This window comes from Vibrio sp. 05-20-BW147 (assembly GCF_013369385.1).
GTDB lineage: Bacteria > Pseudomonadota > Gammaproteobacteria > Enterobacterales > Vibrionaceae > Vibrio > Vibrio floridensis.
Genome location: NZ_SZTO01000011.1, coordinates 1 through 15,213, shown reverse-complemented (window position 1 = coordinate 15,213; position 15,213 = coordinate 1). Strand labels below are relative to the sequence as shown.

Genomic DNA, 15,213 nt, shown 5'->3' with positions numbered 1-15,213 from the left:
TTATTTATTTGGCACGGCTTCTGCTTTATCCCATTCAAAGAGGTCCATTCGTCCATGATGTATGGGTATGTGGTAGCCAAATGGTGGATTTTAGACCATCACAGTAGCGAGATAAGAAAATGAGTACAGAGAAGAAGAGAAAAACGCTGTTCCATGTTGTACAACACCTTGCTCCTGGTGGGTTAGAAACATTAGTGCTGGATATGGTGAAGGTTTGCTCCGCTGAACACGAGGTGTACATCGTGAGTTTGGAAGGAAATAAACAGGAGGCCGTGATGCGCTGGCCCAAGCTGAGAAAATACGCCAGACAATGTGTTTTCCTCGATAAAAAGGAAGATGGCACGGATTGGCACGCTCTCGTCCACTTGGTACGCCTGTTTAAACAGTTCAAACCGGATGTCGTCCACACACATCATATTGGTCCCTTACTTTACGCGGGCTTGGCTGCACGTTTTGCGGGGGTTCGATGTCGCATTCACACTGAGCACGACGGCTGGCACCTCTCTCAACAGAAAAATGCATGGCTTCAAGCAGCGGCATTGAACGTGATCAATCCCATTTTGGTTGCCGATGCAACCGAAGTGAAAATGAGCATCCAGCGACATCTTCATAGAGAAAACATCGTGACCATTAAAAATGGTATCGACTGCGACTACTTTGTTCCAGGTAACATGCACACCGCTCGTGAGCAACTCGGTCTACCCCTCGACAGGCGCATCGTAGGCTGCGCTGGACGATTAGAGTACGTTAAGGGGCAAGAGTGGTTGATTCGTGCAATGCCTCACCTTCCCGAAGATGTTCATTTGGTCATCGCGGGTAATGGCTCTCATCGACAGAGTTTAGAGTCTTTAGTGTTTACGCTTAAACTGACCAAGCGCGTCACCTTCTTGGGTTTGTGCAACCACATGCCTCAATTTTACCAATCACTGGATCTATTTTGTCTCCCTTCTCTCAATGAAGGTTTTCCACTCTCAACTTTAGAAGCGCAAGCATGCAACATTCCGGTTGTTGCAACCAGCGTAGGAGGAACACATGAAACTTTGTGTCCTCACTTGAGCCGGCTCTGCCCACCTAGAGATGAACACGCATTGGCTTTAGAACTCCGTGAACTTCTGCAACTGGACAAGAGCTTGTATCCCAACTCACTGCGTGACTACGTGGTACGTCATCACAATATTCGTCATGTGGTTGAACAATATCATCAACTGACATTGGGGGTTTTATTATGAACGTTGCGTTGGTTGGTTCGATGAACACGATGGAGTTAACTTTGCTACTCACCTTTGTCATCTCCTCGGTGCTGATTGTTTATCACCATGCCGGTTACCCGCTCTTGCTCAAATGGCTGGCAAAACGCCAACAACAGCAATCGACGGGGTTTAGCGCTCACATTGAATCCAAAAGCCAGCGACACTATCGAGATCAGCTGGGTGATGCTGATTTGCCCACTATTACCGTTTTAGTGCCCGCTTACAATGAAGCCGCATGGATAGCTGAAAAAATACGCAATCTTGCCGCGTTAGATTACCCTACAGATAAACTGAAAGTGGTGATCGCGTGCGACGGATGCTGTGATAATACCGTAGAGATTGCGCAAGATACGATCCAAGAAGCCATCTGTTCTGAAGTTCTGTTTGAGATTCACGACCACCCGATTAACCGAGGAAAGGTTGCGGTCATTAATCATGAAATGGCGTCAATTTGTAGCGACATTACGGCGATCAGTGATGTTTCGGCTTTGATATCAGTGGATTCCCTCTTGCTCGCGGCAGCACATTTTGATGACCCTAAAACCGGTGTGGTAAATGCTTGCTACCGCATGTTGTGTAACGGTGGATCATCGGAAGAAGCGTATTGGCGTTACCAAACTCAAATCAAAGCCACTGAAGCATCAATCGGCTCCAGCATCGGCTCGCATGGTGCTTTCTACCTGTTCAGAACCGAACTGTTTACGCCACTTGCACTCAATACCATTAATGATGACTTTGTCCTACCAATGTTAATTGTTAAGAAAGGACACAAGGCAGACTATGAAACAAGGATGGTTGCGATTGAGCTCGAAGCAAGTTCCACTCAACAAGACTTTGCTCGCCGTCTGCGCATTTCTGCGGGAAACATGCAGCAGTTGATTCAACTTGCCTCACTATTGAACCCTAAATTTGGTGGGACGGCTTTCACCTTGTTTTCAGGGAAAGGGCTGCGACTGCTGACACCGTATCTAATGCTTTTGTGCCTGTTAAGCTCACTGCTGCTTAGCCACTACTTTTTCTTTGCGCTGATGCTTACTGCTCAATGGGCACTCTATGGTACTGCGCTTATTGGTTACTATTGGCCAAAAAGCAAGCAACTTAAACCGGTAAACCTGATTCACTATCTTGTCGTTGGCCATTTTGCCAACCTCACCGGTGGTCTTCGTTATTTGCTTGGCAAGGAAAATGGCCAGTGGTCACGCATCAATCAAAATGGAGAACAGTTATGAAACACTATGGCTTGTTTGAATCAAATATCTTCCGAGCAAAACGTCTGTTTGACATCCTCTTCGCGTTATTGGCACTGCTCATCACGCTTCCGCTCTTCCCGCTGATCGCGATGGCTATTAAAATCACCTCGAAAGGCAACATCATCTATAAACAGTTGCGTGTCGGACGCTCGACCCCCGAGAAAATGGAACTGTTCGAGATCATGAAGTTTCGCACCATGTACTGCGATGCAGAATCACGCTCTGGCGCAGTGTGGGCAACGGAAAACGACCCAAGAATTACCCCTGTGGGCCGATTTTTACGCAAAACGCGCCTAGATGAATTGCCACAGCTATTTAATGTTTTAAAAGGTGAGATGTCTCTGATTGGCCCAAGACCTGAGAGACCCGATTTTTATCAGCGCCTTGAACAAGAGATACCCTATTTTGCCGATCGCACCTATGGGGTCTTACCCGGAATAACAGGGCTTGCACAAATCAATCAAGGCTACGACACCAGTATTGAAGATGTGCGCCGAAAAGTGGGGTTTGATCATAGCTATGCGTTGAGCCTCAATTCCTTCTCTAATTGGCTCCAAACAGACATAGCCATTATCGTCAAAACCATCATTGTGATGGTAGATGGACGAGGTCGTTGAGCTAGTTTTGCCAGCGCTGACGCATCTTTTCTATCGTCTGTGCTGGCACATCATGAATCGAGCCATATTCACCCGTACAGACAAGAATCGCCACGCTGAATCCATGACGCTCTGCAAAACGCAAGTAGGGCTTCATTTCCCAGTGCTGAACAAAGGTATTGCTCACAATCACCGCTCTGCCCTGTTTGAGGTATTGGCACACTTTGTTTAAACACCAACGATGGGCTTGCTCTAAGCGCGTTGGGTCAAATTGATAGCGGCCTAGCTGATCGACAAAATACATGTCTGTCTCGAGATGAACGGCGTGCGTTTGCTTCGCGAGTTGTTGCGCCAGCGTACTTTTACCAGAACCAGGTAATCCGCGAATGAGTGTCAATTTGGCTTGTTGAGACATAGCGACTAGAGATACAGAGAGTAGAAATAAAGCATAAGGCGGACATATTATCAGTTTTTGTCGCGGTATTCTCGTTAACAAGCAGAGAGCGTACCGCTGTGAAGTTCATTTGGGGTGATGGAGATAAACGCGCGCCTTCAGTGCGGCTAAACGCGCTTGGCTGCGCGCCAATATTTCCTGCTGTTGTGCTGCGTTCGATTGCGTCCAGCCTAAGATCTCGTTTAGGTGTCGACCGCAACCTAAACAGACATCTTCCTCATTCAAACAACAGTGCCGAATGCATGGATTATCGAATCGTCGCTCTTCCATATGCGCGCCACCTCAATTGCAAAACCTCACTAAAGTATCGTTCAATTTTGGCACCACGTCTTTTTCATCCACCAGTTCGAACTAAGCCATTGCTCAAATACTGTCTCAATGCTCAATAAAAGTGTGATCAATGGCTGCACTTTAAAAGATAGCGTCTCCTCATGCCTTGTATTTCAGTATGTGGCCCCAATAACATGTGCAAGCGAGATAAAACAAATGCATTGTCTACTTGAGTAAAAGTAGCTTATCCAACGATTTTTGATTCACCGCAATGCGGTGCTTCGCTAGCCAGATTTAGTATTACGCTTCATTTTAGAAGCCATTTTCAAAGGTAAATTTTATGTCTGATGCACCTACTACCGTTGAATACGCAGTAGAAACTGTTCAACCTGTTGTTGAATCTGCAGGTTCAGTTTGGGGTTATGTGATTGGCGGTATCGCGGTTGTCGCGCTGATCGGCTATTTCGGCTTCAAAAAGCTCAACAAGCCTGCTTTCATCATTAAGCAAATGCGTCGACGCAACCAAAAAGAGATGAAAAAACAAGGTATCGAAAGCGCAGAAGCCATGGTCGACCTTGATCTTCTTTTGGATGCCGTTGAGGAATACGCAACAGAGAAACAGATGAGTGGTACTCAGATGGTGCAACTGCTTGCGCCTATGAATGACAAGTCAAAGATCAAATCCGCAACGGATTTGTACAACTCAATGGCGTACATTGCTAAGAGCATTGATAACGTCTCACTAGCAAAATCCCTACAAGGCAAAGGCAAACAAGCGCGCTCAAGCTCTGCGCTTATGGCCGGCCTACTTAAACGTGCAGGTGTTTAAGCGACGCCTTATTCGTCAATAAACGAATCACAAAGACAAAAAGGCATCTTGTTAGATGCCTTTTCTATTTAAAGAGAACGCAAAATAATTCCACTACTGCATAGAATGTAAGCCGATCATATTGCCTTCTGAATCCTGCACTAACGAGATAAAGCCGTACTCGCCGATGGCCATTTTCGCTTGAACGACAACGCCACCGTGTTGCGTTGCTCTCTCCTGTTCAACCGCACAGTCTTCACAAGAAAAGTACACCAGCGTACCGCCAGCTCCGGCGCTAACGCCGTCCATTTTCACTAATGCTCCACTTGCGCCATAGCTTTCCATATCCGATGGGAAGAACCACATTTCTATATCTGCTCCTGTCGGATCCAGCATTTGTTCAAAAGTGACTTGAAAAACCGATTGATAAAAATGCTTGGCTCTCTCTACATCATCAACATAGATCTCAAACCAACCAATGGGATTCTTATCCATTCTGCCTCCTACACGTTGTTATGTTCGCCATAACACTAGTCGATGAGGGCCTAATTGCCAGTTTTCGACGTCTTAAGAATGAGCATCCCGCCTATTACATTCATACTTTCACTTAAACTAATATAATCATCAACAAAGCGCTGCTTAGAACAATTACGCTCGCTATGAATATTGCAATTGAACATCGTTTTATTAATTGTTAAGGTCGCCTTCTCGATTCACCATCTTAATAGAAAGTACAATGAAAATAAAAACATTGACCACAGTAGCACTGCTACTGACTCTTAGCGCAGCTGCACACGCAAACTCTTTTGGCAAATACTCTTACATCGGTGTCGGTCTGCAATACAGCGAGCAGAAAAATGACAGTCTAGGATCATTTCTAGGCTCTGAGTTCGATGGTAAAGGCTCAAGAGATCTTTTTGGTGTTAACTTCACTGGTAGCTATTCACCCGTTACCATGGATGCTTATGTCAAATACGAGTTTGAAGGTACCACATCAGGAAATACCGACATCTCCAGCTCGTTTGCTGGCTTAGGCGGTTACAATAATTTCAATACCACTTCGCTTTTCTACACACTTGGTGTCAGTAAATACGACGTAGAGCGTGAATACAGCTCCCGTGAAGGTTCTGCGAGGTTTCGAGAGTTTGGCCCGGCTGCCGATCTTGGCGTCAGCTTTCAGCTCGCCCCATTCTTTGCTCTCACGCCAAGATATCGAATTTCTTATCTTGACCAAGATGTGATGAATGACTACAAACTTACTGGACAGTTTATGTTTGGCTCAACCTTCTCTCTTGAAGTTTCTGCCGGTTACAATACCTACCGAGATTCTGAACAGTTTAATGGGCAAACCGCGGTAAAATTTGCTTTTTAGCGGCAAGATCCAACGCACTCTTCGCACGCGACAGACAAAAAAAGAGCACCTCGATGGGTGCTCTCTCGTTATGAAACCTAGCCGTTATAGCCCGCCTTCCTGCTGAGCTTGCTTTACTAATGCCTGACGTTGAGTTTCCTTATCTGTTACCACTTTATTTTCCTTTTCCTGAGTTTGTTCAACTGCTTGTGGAACAAATACAAAGTACTTATTAATAGTCATCTTAAGAACCTCGGTTGTAATTTAAATCACCTTCCCGGTAAGCATTTAACAATATCGACTCACAAACGAATCGACTCCATGTTGGCGGTTTCAAAAAATAGAGGATGTTTAAATATTAAACATCCTCCATATGCACGCTAATTATAGGATGAGTTCTGGGGCGTAGATAGCTGAAAATGAAAAAAGCTGGCTTCAATTATGTTTATTGGCCGCCAAACATACAGTCCGATGCAGGGTAATACTGGATATTACTATATGCGGGTCCGGCGCTTGACATCATGACCAAATCAATAGGAAGTAGAACCACATCAGTCACTAGTGATATCGGTATATCAGCTAAAACCAATGGATATGGAATAAACCATCCAGCACCAGAAGCTACAAACCCACACGGTTGAAGTAGAATTGATTGTATTGGACCTGAAAAAGGATGACCAAACTCACCGCCATTACTGCGTGCTACAATTGAAGAGCAACCTGAAAGTAGAATGACCAAAATAAGTATGTTAACTAATTTCATAACAACCGCCTAGTTATGAGTATGATTTAAAAGGGGTAATATCTATACCTTCAATGTCACAAACCGCCTGAATCGTTGGATTTAAGCAAAGTCGCTTCAAGTACGCCGCTAGGTGCTTGAAAGTCAGTGGTGACCTTTCTATTGGTAACGACCAAAGAGCGAGCATAAATAAGAAGTAATCACATGCTGTGAGCGTATCGCCAAGTAAATACTCTTGGTGCGCTAGTTGGTTGTCGATAATTGATAATGCATCAGCAATCCTGTCATCTTGCGCAGACACAACATTGGGGATGCTAGCTTCATCGTTGGTATGTCGGTGTGGATAATAGCGAACCATGAGTTCTGCTTGCAGCGTATTATTAAGAAAAGCTAACCATTGATAAAACAAAGGTCGCTTTGAGTCACCAACAGAGGGCATTAACGTTGAGTCTGGGTGCAATTCACAGATATGAATACAAATCGCAGGGCTTTCAAAAATTGGCTGGTCATTGATAACTAACGTAGGTATGCGACCTGCTGGATTGAGCCTAAGATAATCTGCCGATTTCTGTGAGTTCAATTTTTTATCGACCAACACTAACTCATACCTTGCATTTAGGTGGTGAAGCAAGAAATGAGGAGCTAGGCTCGCATTGTTCGGATAATAGTAGAGTTTAAACAAAATTGACTCCTTATCTAGAAACTAGCGGATGCTCAAACGCCCCCTTAAGGGGCTGGTAACGCATGACCAAAAGCGCAAAACAATAACGCTAACCACTGCGTCTAAATGGGACTGTTAACGCCACGCTTTGACAGTCCCTCTTGAGGCGTTTGTTATAGCGCTGCCACATAATCACTTGACAGTACAGTTTCCTTTTTGTGCCATATCAACTTTAAGAACTTCTGCTTTACCCTTGTTTTCATCCACTTGCTCTAACCCTGCCCCACCTACAAATACGCCCATTTTAATAAATTGATTAATAAAATAGTTTCGTCCTTCCTCTGTATAGATAGTCAAATCATTTTCAGAAAACTCAGATTCAGTACTTATCTTGTGTTCTTTATTGCCCTCAACTTCATGGTAAAAGAAAACACCTGGGGCCGTTTCACCAATACATTCATCATCTACGTAAACATATTTCTTTAGTGCCGCACCAACTAATGTATCTTCACGATAAATATAAATACCTGCATTACCTGTTGTGGGTGCTTCAAATGCTTTTGCCTGATTAGATATTGAGCTATCAGCTGTAGGCACAGACGCACAACCTGATAACCCCAACAAAAGTACAGAGCATAAAATTAGTTTATTTTTCATCAAATTGACCTATACATAATAAAACCAAGCAAACCATACTACGCATGAATATTTAGAGATTAATTGATCTGTCAGGATTGCGACTCATATAGCGCTATAACGCTGCGTTAAGGGGATATGACAAAAACAATTATATACATAATTACAATAACTTAAACCAAATCATACAGATAAATCCATTCTTATGTGTAGTGCATATGTAGCATTGCAATTTATCTCTTCAACTAACTAATTTATGGACAGAAATGAGTTTGAGCCGAAAGGACGGCTCAGTGCCAGAAGCGGCTCTTTAATGCTACTTTTTAAACTACATTGGTCAGGTAAGTAGCGAAAACACGCCACCTGACAAGAATGATAAGAAAGCCCAACTTACCTCGTTAATATGGACCCCATGATTACCTATTGGTTTTTTAGAGACTAAAAACTGCTTGTTTTAGTCAATGCACCAACTATATAATTCAATGACTTAAAGAAACCTAACTACTGTATATTGGAGCTGCGTATTTTGCGCGTTTAACGCTTTTTCAATGTATCAGTAGTCGGACAAGGATGCTCGTCTTGCGCTATGTAATTTTATTTTTGACGTTCTCTATCGGATTGCTCAGCCCCTCAACATGTTTTGCTTCTGATGCAGCTAATCAAGCCGCAATACAATCTCAAACAGTAGTAGACCAATCGTGGCTGATTGGTCAGCTTATCGAGCTGCAAGCTAAAAGCGCAAAACTTGAAGCGACGTTACAGCTACAGAATGTAAGCAGAAGCGATTTAAAAAATGTCGAGGCAGAGCTAAATAGGCTGCAAGTTCAGCTTGTTGAAGTGAAAGAAAAGCTAACCGCACAGACTGAAAACCAAGCTAAAGAACTGGCGTCTTATGACCGTAGGATTGGCGACGTTAGTTGGAATACCAATATGTGGGGTCTCATCCTGACTGTTTTTGGCACTATCATTACAGTTGCTGCTATCTTTTTAGGTTTTACGGCTAAAAATCGTGCGGTTGCAGAAGCAAAAAAAGAAGCGCAAAAGTACATCAAAACAGAAAGTCGGAGTCTTCTTGAAGCACAAGAACAAAATTTCAAAGACGAGCTAGAAAAGCATTCGACTAACTTTGAAAAGCTCCACGAGCAACAAGAAATCCAAGGAAAGCTTATTCATGTGCAAACTATTTTTGATAAAGCACGTGAAGATTTTAATGACAAAAACTACGACTCTGCACTTTCAGCTTTTGAAAAGGTATTGGGTTATATCGGATCTAATACTGATCCAAGATTGAAAGAATTCGCCTGCAGAGCGTTATTTGCTAAAGGCCTAGCCCAAGGCCAGCTAAATCAGTCTGAGCAAGCCATCCAAACCTACAATGACTTAATCGCTTACGTTTAATCGCTTACGTGGGTGACGACCAAACGCCGGCTTTGCGAGAGCAGGTTGCTATGGCTCTTAATCAAGTTGGGTTTACCTTGCTATGCCAGAGTAAGCCACTAATGCAGAATAATGATTTTGACGGAGCTAACATGCTCCTCAATCAAGCCTTAGAAAAATTTGAATTGGCGATTCGCGAGCATGCCTCTGGTATCTATATTGGCAACAAGGCGTACGCCTTAGCGTTATTAGGTCAATTTGCAGGTCCAGAGCAGGTGTTTGCGAAGGCTTTACGAGCAGAAGTGGATGGCGGTGAAACCTTGTACCAAGGCACGCTGAAGGATTTCGATATCCATCCTATAGAACAAGACAAAGCCTTCCGTGAAATCGTTGAACAGCAGTGGGTCCACTATCAGCAAGAGCTTAAAGGTAGCGGTGAATAGATTACATGAAAGTGATAAGTGGGATCGTCTCTTGCAACTTGCAGCATTGAAAAAAACCAACAGGCGCCCCCCCTTTTATCACGCCCGAAAATAAATAACTTAGTAGCAATTGGTTTCACATGAAAAATGAAGGACGGGTTAAGCCATACATGGCCTATGTCGCCGTTTATGTTCACATCAATCGATTATTTGAAGATTAAGCGTGATTTTAGGGGCGCAGGGAGAGTCCAGAAGCCCCTCTTTAGTTGCCGGCGCCAATGCGACAAAAAGCTGAGCAATGGAATCATGGTAAATATTCAATTGCAGTGCTTCTCAATATAAAGACCAAAGATCTTCTATTCGCTCATTTGCGACGCTCGGCTAAACACGTTTTGGGGCAAACACTTGCTAGACGACACCCTCTCACCCATTACGCCGCACTGATATCCTTGGTATACCGACATCGAGGGTAAGAAGAGCAGCCGTAAAACTGATTGCCTTTGTTCTGCCCTCTTTTCGCGGTGCGCATGATCAATGGCGCATGACAACTTGGACAAAGCGGAGTGGCGCTTTTGGGTGGTGTCACTTCCACGGCTTGCTCTGCTGGACGATTGCGCACTTGTTCAATCATATGAACCAGCTCACCACCATTGATTAGCCACAGCCGTTTATCGAGCGCATACTTGATTGCCTCTGAGGTAAAGTCGCCCGAAGTCACTACAATCATTTTGCTGGCATTGTGTTCTATCATCACGGCGTACATTTCGCGTAAGATTTGGATCCCCACCTTGCGAGCCTTCCAGTGTTTGCACTGAACGAGCGTTAATTGGCCGTCTTTTCTCATCCAGATGTCCACGCCCCCATCCGGCTTTTGCGAAAAGGCTTGTTTGACTTCGTAGCCCTGTTGTTTGAAGAACTCGCCGATATAGCTTTCAAATTCTAACCACGACAGGTTGTTTAGAGCGGCGGTCGTACCTTGGCTGGCTATTTCATTGGTTGTTGTAGAATACTGGCGCTGTCTGCTTAATTGCTTGAAGAGTGCAACAGGAGCCGGAATAAGTAGAGTAAACGCGACATAGGGCGCGAGTATCGGCAGATTTGGCGCAACAGAGTTAAAAATAAAATTTTCTGAGCTCATGGCTAAAGCAGGTAGCACAAAGCTCAAGCCAATGTAGGCTATTGCTGCGAAAAGCACACTTACCCACCAAGGGGCATCCATAAGATGCCATAGCAGCCCATCGTTCTTTCTTGCCATACTGTCTTGATTTGATTGATTTAATATGAGCATTAGACCATATCAACGGTGTTCTTACTTTGATTTATCGCTCACTTCTCTTTTTGGACTTCATAAATACAGTTATTCACAGAACTCCAAGTTAAAAAGCGTGACGCATGTTAGATTCGATGCGCCACTTAAACAGACGAGTGATGATTTCACGCCCTTCAATGGCAACCCCTTTCAACGCTCTAACCAGCTCACTGGCACAGTACAACGTGGTTTTGATAACGCCGGTCTCCGTGTCGATTGAAAACGCATAGTGCGGCTTAAACACTTGCGCTTTGCGTGTACTGAACACACCGCCCATGCGCTGCGTGAATCGCTTCCAGTCGCCTTTATCTGCCGCTTCCACAATCTCTTTTGCCACTACGGGTAAATCTTGCATTTCTTTGAGGCGGCGCAGCTCTCGCCATACCGTCACAGAGCAGCCGCCGAGCTGTTGAAACTGGCGGATACCCCAACATGAAGCCCATGCGTCCACTCTTGCGGCGGCGTCTTTCGGGTCTTCCCCATAGACACCACAATCAAGATCACTTCCGTCAATGTTTTTCGAGATGTATTTGGCAATGTATCCGGTAGCACTGCCTTTGGCGGGGTCGATTTTGACTTCGGTAAAACGATGCTCCGTTGCGCCCTTTTCCTCCCCATCTTCGCGCATGGCGTAATCACGCATGGTTTGCACCATCAGGTCATAGTGTTTGGGCTCAACAAACAGCAGCAAATGCCAGTGCGGTGTACCGTCATGTTGCGGCTCTGCTACACGAAAACCGTAGAAACGCACGCCCAAACGGTTGAGCATTGAGCGCATCAGTTTCCAGATGTCGTTAAGGTAAGTTTGCCCGTCCAGCGGGGTATGCCCTGCCCATTTGGGGTTCACCTGTCCCGATGTGGAGTAACTGCGATGGTACTTTGACGGACAAGTAATGGTGAGAAAGGTTGCTACATGACCGAGCTCTTTGGCTAAGTCTTCAAAGCCTCTGGCTCTGACCATCAGCTCGCCTTTGCGAATGGTTGGGTCGGAAACGCCTTTTTGTGACAGTTCCAGTAAAGAGAACGACTGACCTAGCTCATTGGTGGCGATGGTGTTTTCGAGATACGCCTTTTGATAGGCTTTCTGCTGACGCCTTGCCATCAGTGTGGGCATCGAGCAATAGAGGCTTTTGTGTTTGTTCACTTGGTTGAGGTGATGCAACACCAGCTCGATGTTACGTCGTAACGCCTTGCGCAATCCTCGCAGCCACCATTTGCGGTCACTGTATCGAGCTACTTCACCTCTAAGTGAATATTGCCCCTCATAGGGCGTTAACCCTTTTTGGGCGACAAACTCACGCAGCACGCTCAAGGCGCGTTCGTCATTACGAAAACGGCGGCGGCGCTCCAACACTTCCGCAGCGTTCATTTTGGCTTTTGCGCGCAAGTCTTCTTCACTGACGTCGAGCGTGATTTTGCCAATCGGCAGCGACAACTTGGCCGCAATCGCCTCCACCGCAGTTCTAAGGTAGGTATTGCGTTCAAACTTGGTCGGATAGCTCAAATATTCTTTAAGTAGCAAACGCTGAATGACGTCCGGAAATGGCAAAAGCCTTTGCTGAACAAAGGCTCTGTCGTCACGGTCAATGCAAGAAAGGTCGAGTGTGCTCATCGAATGCCCTTCCCTTTTTCAGTGATGGAAAAGACATCCCAACGCAAACCGTTGAACTGTTGTGGGGTATAGTGGATAAGCCCCTCTTTCATCAGTTTATGGATGGTTTTGTGATGCACCTGTATCGGTAAAAGGGATTTCGGTTGCACATCGCCATTATGGGGACAGTAATCCGAGCACACCTCAAAGGTGCGCCCTGCTCTCATCCATTTCAGTAGCGTGATTTGCTCCGGTGTTAAATTAACCATGCAGCCACCCTCCTTGAGAAAGGTGGTTAAGTTTGGTTTGGCTATCAAGCCATGCGTCTAAGTCTTCTTTGAGGTAGCGAACCGCACGACCAATTTTAATGAACGGTGGCGCGAGAGTACGATTTTTACGCTGCCCTTCCATACGGGCTTGACGTAAGAAAGAACGGCTCATGCCAATGTAAATCGAGGTTTCTTGCTCTGTGTATGCACGTTTATCAAGTGTTTTCATATGTGTGTCACCTACTTTGTTGTTTAGGAAGTGACATTGAAACTACACAGTTTAAAAAAGGGATTTGAAATCGGATTTAGAATCGCGTGTTTCGATTTGTTAAGCCAATCACAAAACACCCTTTTTGGGGCTCCCAAAAGCACTATGTCAGCATAAAAAACCAAATAGATTGCGGATTGCAGACGTTTTTCTAAATCATGTTCACAATGTTTCTAAATAAAATCCCTACAGATACCCAATCCAATAGAGCAACATTCTAAAAATCATCACGCATTTAACCGATGAGATTCACCGCACTGGCCTTATGTTCAGGAGCCAGATGCGCATAGCGCAGCGTCATTTTTAAATCCGCATGGCCCAACAATTCACGAACCACGTTCAAATCCGCTTCTTTCATCACCAACTTACTGGCGAAATGGTGGCGCAAGTCGTGAAAACGGAAATTCTCTATTCCTGCTTCTTTGAGTAACGACTCCCACTGGTACTGATAAGAGTCGAGCGGTTTGCCATTTCGCTCAAACACCAATTCGGTATCCGGATTTTGCTCATGCCAAGCCTGTAACATGGTATACACCGTGTTATTGAGTGGAATGGTGCGTTTGTTTTTCGATTTGGCATTCTCAGAGCGAATGGTCAAATACCTGTCTTCCATGTTGATGTGTGACCACTTAAGCGACAACATTTCGCCTTTGCGCATACCTGTATTGAGTGCCAGTACAATCAACGGCTCTAAGAAATCCACATAGCGCTGTGACACCAGCCTTTGGGCGCGCTTACCGTATCTTTGTTGTGGTGGAGCATAACTTGGCAAACTATGTTGATTGGATTGTTTGTAGGGTTTGCAGGCGGAATGCTTGGCGTGGGGATTGCTCTTGGCATTGGTTTATCGGCTGATGCATCCAACAATGTCGCTAGCGTTGTGTCTTATCTTGCGGTGGTAAGTGTATCGTTTTTTATAATTAAAAGTTGTGTTGGGAAGTCGTTTGGTGGTTATAAGTTTGTTTTAGTAAAAGATTGCTCGGAGGAAGTAATCGAAGCCGAGAAACAAACATAACAAACGCTTCAAGACGGATTCGCAACGCGTGGCATTTGTGATTTGCGGTAAATTTAGTGATTTAGGTGGTATGCGGAAGCATCGCATTGCGTTGCTCACCACTTAAGCGGGCGTTATGCCTTTTAGGAGAAATACATGACTATCCCAAAGCATTCCAAGCTTTATGATTACGCGCAAGGCTCTTATTTTGCTGACAGTTTTTCTCGCGAGATCCCATACACGAATCAGACAGCTTTCGATGTTTATCTTGAAATCGCCAAGCAAACACCGCGCTGGGTTTCTATCTTAATGGAAATGAGAAACCGTATTGTATCCATGTTTGGCCTGAAGCATTTAGGTCGATTTCAGGATGCCACTTTGGAGGCCGTTGTAGATAATGTCAAAGTGGGCGATCGGATAGGTATTTTCACGCTCGTAAGTAACGAAGAGCATGAAATTGTTCTTGAGGACTGCGATAAGCATCTTGATGTGAGAGTGTCGTTTCTGCTGGACGTGAAAGGTGACAAAGTCACTGTTCATGCGACAACGGTAGTGCATGTCCACAACTTGTTTGGCAAAGCATACATGCTTGTCGTAGCGCCTCTCCATAAAGTTATTGTCCCAAGCTCATTGAAAACTTTGGCACAGGCATAACAAAGCGTTAAAGAGGGACTTGGCACGCGTGGCATTTTTGGTTTGCGTTGGGTTTAGTGGTTAAGGTGTGATGCGGTCACTTTTGTATTGCGTGCCTGCGCCCCTTAACGCGGCGTTAGCAATCTTAGGAGAGACAGTGTGCAACATTTTAAGGGATGCAAATTAGTTGTTCATTGTAACGAGCAAATTCTTACCTATAAAAGAGATAATATTTCTTCCATTTCATATCCGAATTGCTGGGATTTACCTGGTGGCGGTCGTGAAGGGAACGAAACGCCAGAGGATTGTGCGCTTAGAGAGCTGAAAGAAGA

General features: G+C 44.9%; 22 protein-coding genes. 10 read left to right on the top strand and 12 right to left on the bottom strand.

Going from position 1 to position 15,213, the window contains the following annotated elements:
• Positions 1-119 precede the first annotated feature (119 nt).
• Genes FC652_RS11960 through FC652_RS11950 form a run of 3 tightly spaced genes read left to right on the top strand, consistent with a single transcriptional unit; the run spans position 120 to position 3,117 of the window.
• Positions 120-1,229, top strand: a complete 1,110-nt coding sequence (locus tag FC652_RS11960; protein WP_176298750.1) for a glycosyltransferase — start codon at positions 120-122, stop codon at positions 1,227-1,229.
• A 29-nt stretch (positions 1,230-1,258) separates the two neighbouring features.
• On the top strand, positions 1,259-2,479 hold the full coding sequence (locus FC652_RS11955; protein ID WP_255199163.1) for a glycosyltransferase family 2 protein: 1,221 nt from the start codon (positions 1,259-1,261) through the stop codon (positions 2,477-2,479).
• Positions 2,476-3,117: a sugar transferase gene (locus FC652_RS11950; RefSeq protein ID WP_176298749.1), complete on the top strand. Its 642-nt coding sequence runs from the start codon at positions 2,476-2,478 to the stop codon at positions 3,115-3,117. The genes FC652_RS11955 and FC652_RS11950 overlap by 4 nt, the downstream gene beginning before the upstream one ends.
• Before the next feature lies 1 nt (position 3,118).
• Here FC652_RS11950 and FC652_RS11945 read toward each other — a convergent pair whose 3' ends face one another.
• Together FC652_RS11945 and FC652_RS11940 are read right to left on the bottom strand one after the other, a co-directional pair.
• Positions 3,119-3,511: an ATP-binding protein gene (locus tag FC652_RS11945; protein ID WP_108654313.1), complete on the bottom strand. Its 393-nt coding sequence runs from the start codon at positions 3,509-3,511 to the stop codon at positions 3,119-3,121.
• 105 nt (positions 3,512-3,616) lie between these two features.
• On the bottom strand, positions 3,617-3,820 hold the full coding sequence (locus FC652_RS11940) for a DUF1289 domain-containing protein (protein ID WP_158123322.1): 204 nt from the start codon (positions 3,818-3,820) through the stop codon (positions 3,617-3,619).
• A 340-nt stretch (positions 3,821-4,160) separates the two neighbouring features.
• Here FC652_RS11940 and FC652_RS11935 point away from each other — a divergent pair, with 340 nt between their 5' ends.
• The gene (locus FC652_RS11935) at positions 4,161-4,649 is read left to right on the top strand and encodes a hypothetical protein (protein WP_176298748.1); all 489 of its coding nucleotides are present in this window, start codon (positions 4,161-4,163) and stop codon (positions 4,647-4,649) included.
• A 93-nt stretch (positions 4,650-4,742) separates the two neighbouring features.
• Here FC652_RS11935 and FC652_RS11930 read toward each other — a convergent pair whose 3' ends face one another.
• On the bottom strand, positions 4,743-5,123 hold the full coding sequence (locus FC652_RS11930) for a VOC family protein (RefSeq protein WP_176298747.1): 381 nt from the start codon (positions 5,121-5,123) through the stop codon (positions 4,743-4,745).
• A 241-nt stretch (positions 5,124-5,364) separates the two neighbouring features.
• Between FC652_RS11930 and FC652_RS11925 the strand changes: the two genes are divergently transcribed.
• Positions 5,365-6,000 carry an outer membrane beta-barrel protein gene (locus tag FC652_RS11925; protein WP_176298746.1) on the top strand — a complete coding sequence of 212 codons (636 nt, stop codon included), beginning with the start codon at positions 5,365-5,367 and terminating at the stop codon, positions 5,998-6,000.
• A gap of 84 nt (positions 6,001-6,084) precedes the next feature.
• On the opposite strand, the gene FC652_RS11920 is transcribed toward FC652_RS11925, so the two are convergent.
• From FC652_RS11920 to FC652_RS11905, 4 genes are all read right to left on the bottom strand, one after another.
• The gene (locus tag FC652_RS11920; protein WP_011080522.1) at positions 6,085-6,222 is read right to left on the bottom strand and encodes a hypothetical protein; all 138 of its coding nucleotides are present in this window, start codon (positions 6,220-6,222) and stop codon (positions 6,085-6,087) included.
• Between the two features lie 202 nt (positions 6,223-6,424).
• Positions 6,425-6,742: a YceK/YidQ family lipoprotein gene (locus FC652_RS11915; RefSeq protein ID WP_176298745.1), complete on the bottom strand. Its 318-nt coding sequence runs from the start codon at positions 6,740-6,742 to the stop codon at positions 6,425-6,427.
• Positions 6,743-6,755: 13 nt separating this feature from the next.
• Positions 6,756-7,403: a glutathione S-transferase family protein gene (locus tag FC652_RS11910; protein ID WP_176298744.1), complete on the bottom strand. Its 648-nt coding sequence runs from the start codon at positions 7,401-7,403 to the stop codon at positions 6,756-6,758.
• A gap of 171 nt (positions 7,404-7,574) precedes the next feature.
• A complete protein-coding gene (locus FC652_RS11905; RefSeq protein ID WP_176298743.1) occupies positions 7,575-8,039 on the bottom strand; it encodes a DUF2846 domain-containing protein in 465 nt (154 codons plus the stop codon).
• A gap of 558 nt (positions 8,040-8,597) precedes the next feature.
• Between FC652_RS11905 and FC652_RS11900 the strand changes: the two genes are divergently transcribed.
• Positions 8,598-9,416 carry a tol-pal system YbgF family protein gene (locus tag FC652_RS11900; protein ID WP_176298742.1) on the top strand — a complete coding sequence of 273 codons (819 nt, stop codon included), beginning with the start codon at positions 8,598-8,600 and terminating at the stop codon, positions 9,414-9,416.
• Positions 9,417-9,547: 131 nt separating this feature from the next.
• Positions 9,548-9,838, top strand: coding sequence for a hypothetical protein (locus FC652_RS11895; RefSeq protein WP_217904601.1), 291 nt, complete (start codon positions 9,548-9,550; stop codon positions 9,836-9,838).
• 409 nt (positions 9,839-10,247) lie between these two features.
• On the opposite strand, the gene FC652_RS11890 is transcribed toward FC652_RS11895, so the two are convergent.
• From FC652_RS11890 to FC652_RS11870, 5 genes are all read right to left on the bottom strand, one after another.
• On the bottom strand, positions 10,248-11,072 hold the full coding sequence (locus FC652_RS11890; RefSeq protein WP_176298740.1) for a restriction endonuclease: 825 nt from the start codon (positions 11,070-11,072) through the stop codon (positions 10,248-10,250).
• 121 nt (positions 11,073-11,193) lie between these two features.
• Positions 11,194-12,738: a replication endonuclease gene (locus FC652_RS11885; RefSeq protein WP_176298739.1), complete on the bottom strand. Its 1,545-nt coding sequence runs from the start codon at positions 12,736-12,738 to the stop codon at positions 11,194-11,196.
• Positions 12,735-12,986, bottom strand: coding sequence for a hypothetical protein (locus FC652_RS11880; RefSeq protein WP_085761036.1), 252 nt, complete (start codon positions 12,984-12,986; stop codon positions 12,735-12,737). Before FC652_RS11880 ends, FC652_RS11885 begins: the two co-directional genes overlap by 4 nt.
• Entirely contained in the window at positions 12,979-13,215 is a 237-nt protein-coding gene (locus tag FC652_RS11875) for an AlpA family transcriptional regulator (RefSeq protein WP_011080322.1), read from the bottom strand. Before FC652_RS11875 ends, FC652_RS11880 begins: the two co-directional genes overlap by 8 nt.
• A gap of 274 nt (positions 13,216-13,489) precedes the next feature.
• The gene (locus FC652_RS11870; protein WP_255199162.1) at positions 13,490-14,026 is read right to left on the bottom strand and encodes a site-specific integrase; all 537 of its coding nucleotides are present in this window, start codon (positions 14,024-14,026) and stop codon (positions 13,490-13,492) included.
• 3 nt (positions 14,027-14,029) lie between these two features.
• Here FC652_RS11870 and FC652_RS11865 point away from each other — a divergent pair, with 3 nt between their 5' ends.
• The 3 genes from FC652_RS11865 to FC652_RS11850 form a co-directional block, all read left to right on the top strand.
• Complete coding sequence (locus tag FC652_RS11865) at positions 14,030-14,269, top strand: hypothetical protein (RefSeq protein ID WP_176298738.1); 240 nt, start codon at positions 14,030-14,032, stop codon at positions 14,267-14,269.
• A 135-nt stretch (positions 14,270-14,404) separates the two neighbouring features.
• A complete protein-coding gene (locus FC652_RS11855; protein ID WP_176298737.1) occupies positions 14,405-14,902 on the top strand; it encodes a DUF2867 domain-containing protein in 498 nt (165 codons plus the stop codon).
• A gap of 138 nt (positions 14,903-15,040) precedes the next feature.
• On the top strand, positions 15,041-15,213 hold a 173-nt coding region (locus tag FC652_RS11850), incomplete at its 3' end, for an NUDIX domain-containing protein (protein ID WP_176298736.1).

Excerpts from the sequence above, each read along its gene's own strand:
- FC652_RS11960 (WP_176298750.1), top strand. The coding sequence starts at position 120 with ATGAGTACAGAGAAGAAGAGAAAAACGCTGTTCCATGTTGTACAACAC.
- FC652_RS11955 (WP_255199163.1), top strand. The coding sequence starts at position 1,259 with ATGGAGTTAACTTTGCTACTCACCTTTGTCATCTCCTCGGTGCTGATT.
- FC652_RS11950 (WP_176298749.1), top strand. The coding sequence starts at position 2,476 with ATGAAACACTATGGCTTGTTTGAATCAAATATCTTCCGAGCAAAACGT.
- FC652_RS11945 (WP_108654313.1), bottom strand. The coding sequence starts at position 3,511 with ATGTCTCAACAAGCCAAATTGACACTCATTCGCGGATTACCTGGTTCT.
- FC652_RS11940 (WP_158123322.1), bottom strand. The coding sequence starts at position 3,820 with ATGGAAGAGCGACGATTCGATAATCCATGCATTCGGCACTGTTGTTTG.
- FC652_RS11935 (WP_176298748.1), top strand. The coding sequence starts at position 4,161 with ATGTCTGATGCACCTACTACCGTTGAATACGCAGTAGAAACTGTTCAA.
- FC652_RS11930 (WP_176298747.1), bottom strand. The coding sequence starts at position 5,123 with ATGGATAAGAATCCCATTGGTTGGTTTGAGATCTATGTTGATGATGTA.
- FC652_RS11925 (WP_176298746.1), top strand. The coding sequence starts at position 5,365 with ATGAAAATAAAAACATTGACCACAGTAGCACTGCTACTGACTCTTAGC.
- FC652_RS11920 (WP_011080522.1), bottom strand. The coding sequence starts at position 6,222 with ATGACTATTAATAAGTACTTTGTATTTGTTCCACAAGCAGTTGAACAA.
- FC652_RS11915 (WP_176298745.1), bottom strand. The coding sequence starts at position 6,742 with ATGAAATTAGTTAACATACTTATTTTGGTCATTCTACTTTCAGGTTGC.
- FC652_RS11905 (WP_176298743.1), bottom strand. The coding sequence starts at position 8,039 with ATGAAAAATAAACTAATTTTATGCTCTGTACTTTTGTTGGGGTTATCA.
- FC652_RS11895 (WP_217904601.1), top strand. The coding sequence starts at position 9,548 with ATGCTCCTCAATCAAGCCTTAGAAAAATTTGAATTGGCGATTCGCGAG.
- FC652_RS11890 (WP_176298740.1), bottom strand. The coding sequence starts at position 11,072 with ATGGCAAGAAAGAACGATGGGCTGCTATGGCATCTTATGGATGCCCCT.
- FC652_RS11885 (WP_176298739.1), bottom strand. The coding sequence starts at position 12,738 with ATGAGCACACTCGACCTTTCTTGCATTGACCGTGACGACAGAGCCTTT.
- FC652_RS11880 (WP_085761036.1), bottom strand. The coding sequence starts at position 12,986 with ATGGTTAATTTAACACCGGAGCAAATCACGCTACTGAAATGGATGAGA.
- FC652_RS11875 (WP_011080322.1), bottom strand. The coding sequence starts at position 13,215 with ATGAAAACACTTGATAAACGTGCATACACAGAGCAAGAAACCTCGATT.
- FC652_RS11865 (WP_176298738.1), top strand. The coding sequence starts at position 14,030 with ATGTTGATTGGATTGTTTGTAGGGTTTGCAGGCGGAATGCTTGGCGTG.
- FC652_RS11855 (WP_176298737.1), top strand. The coding sequence starts at position 14,405 with ATGACTATCCCAAAGCATTCCAAGCTTTATGATTACGCGCAAGGCTCT.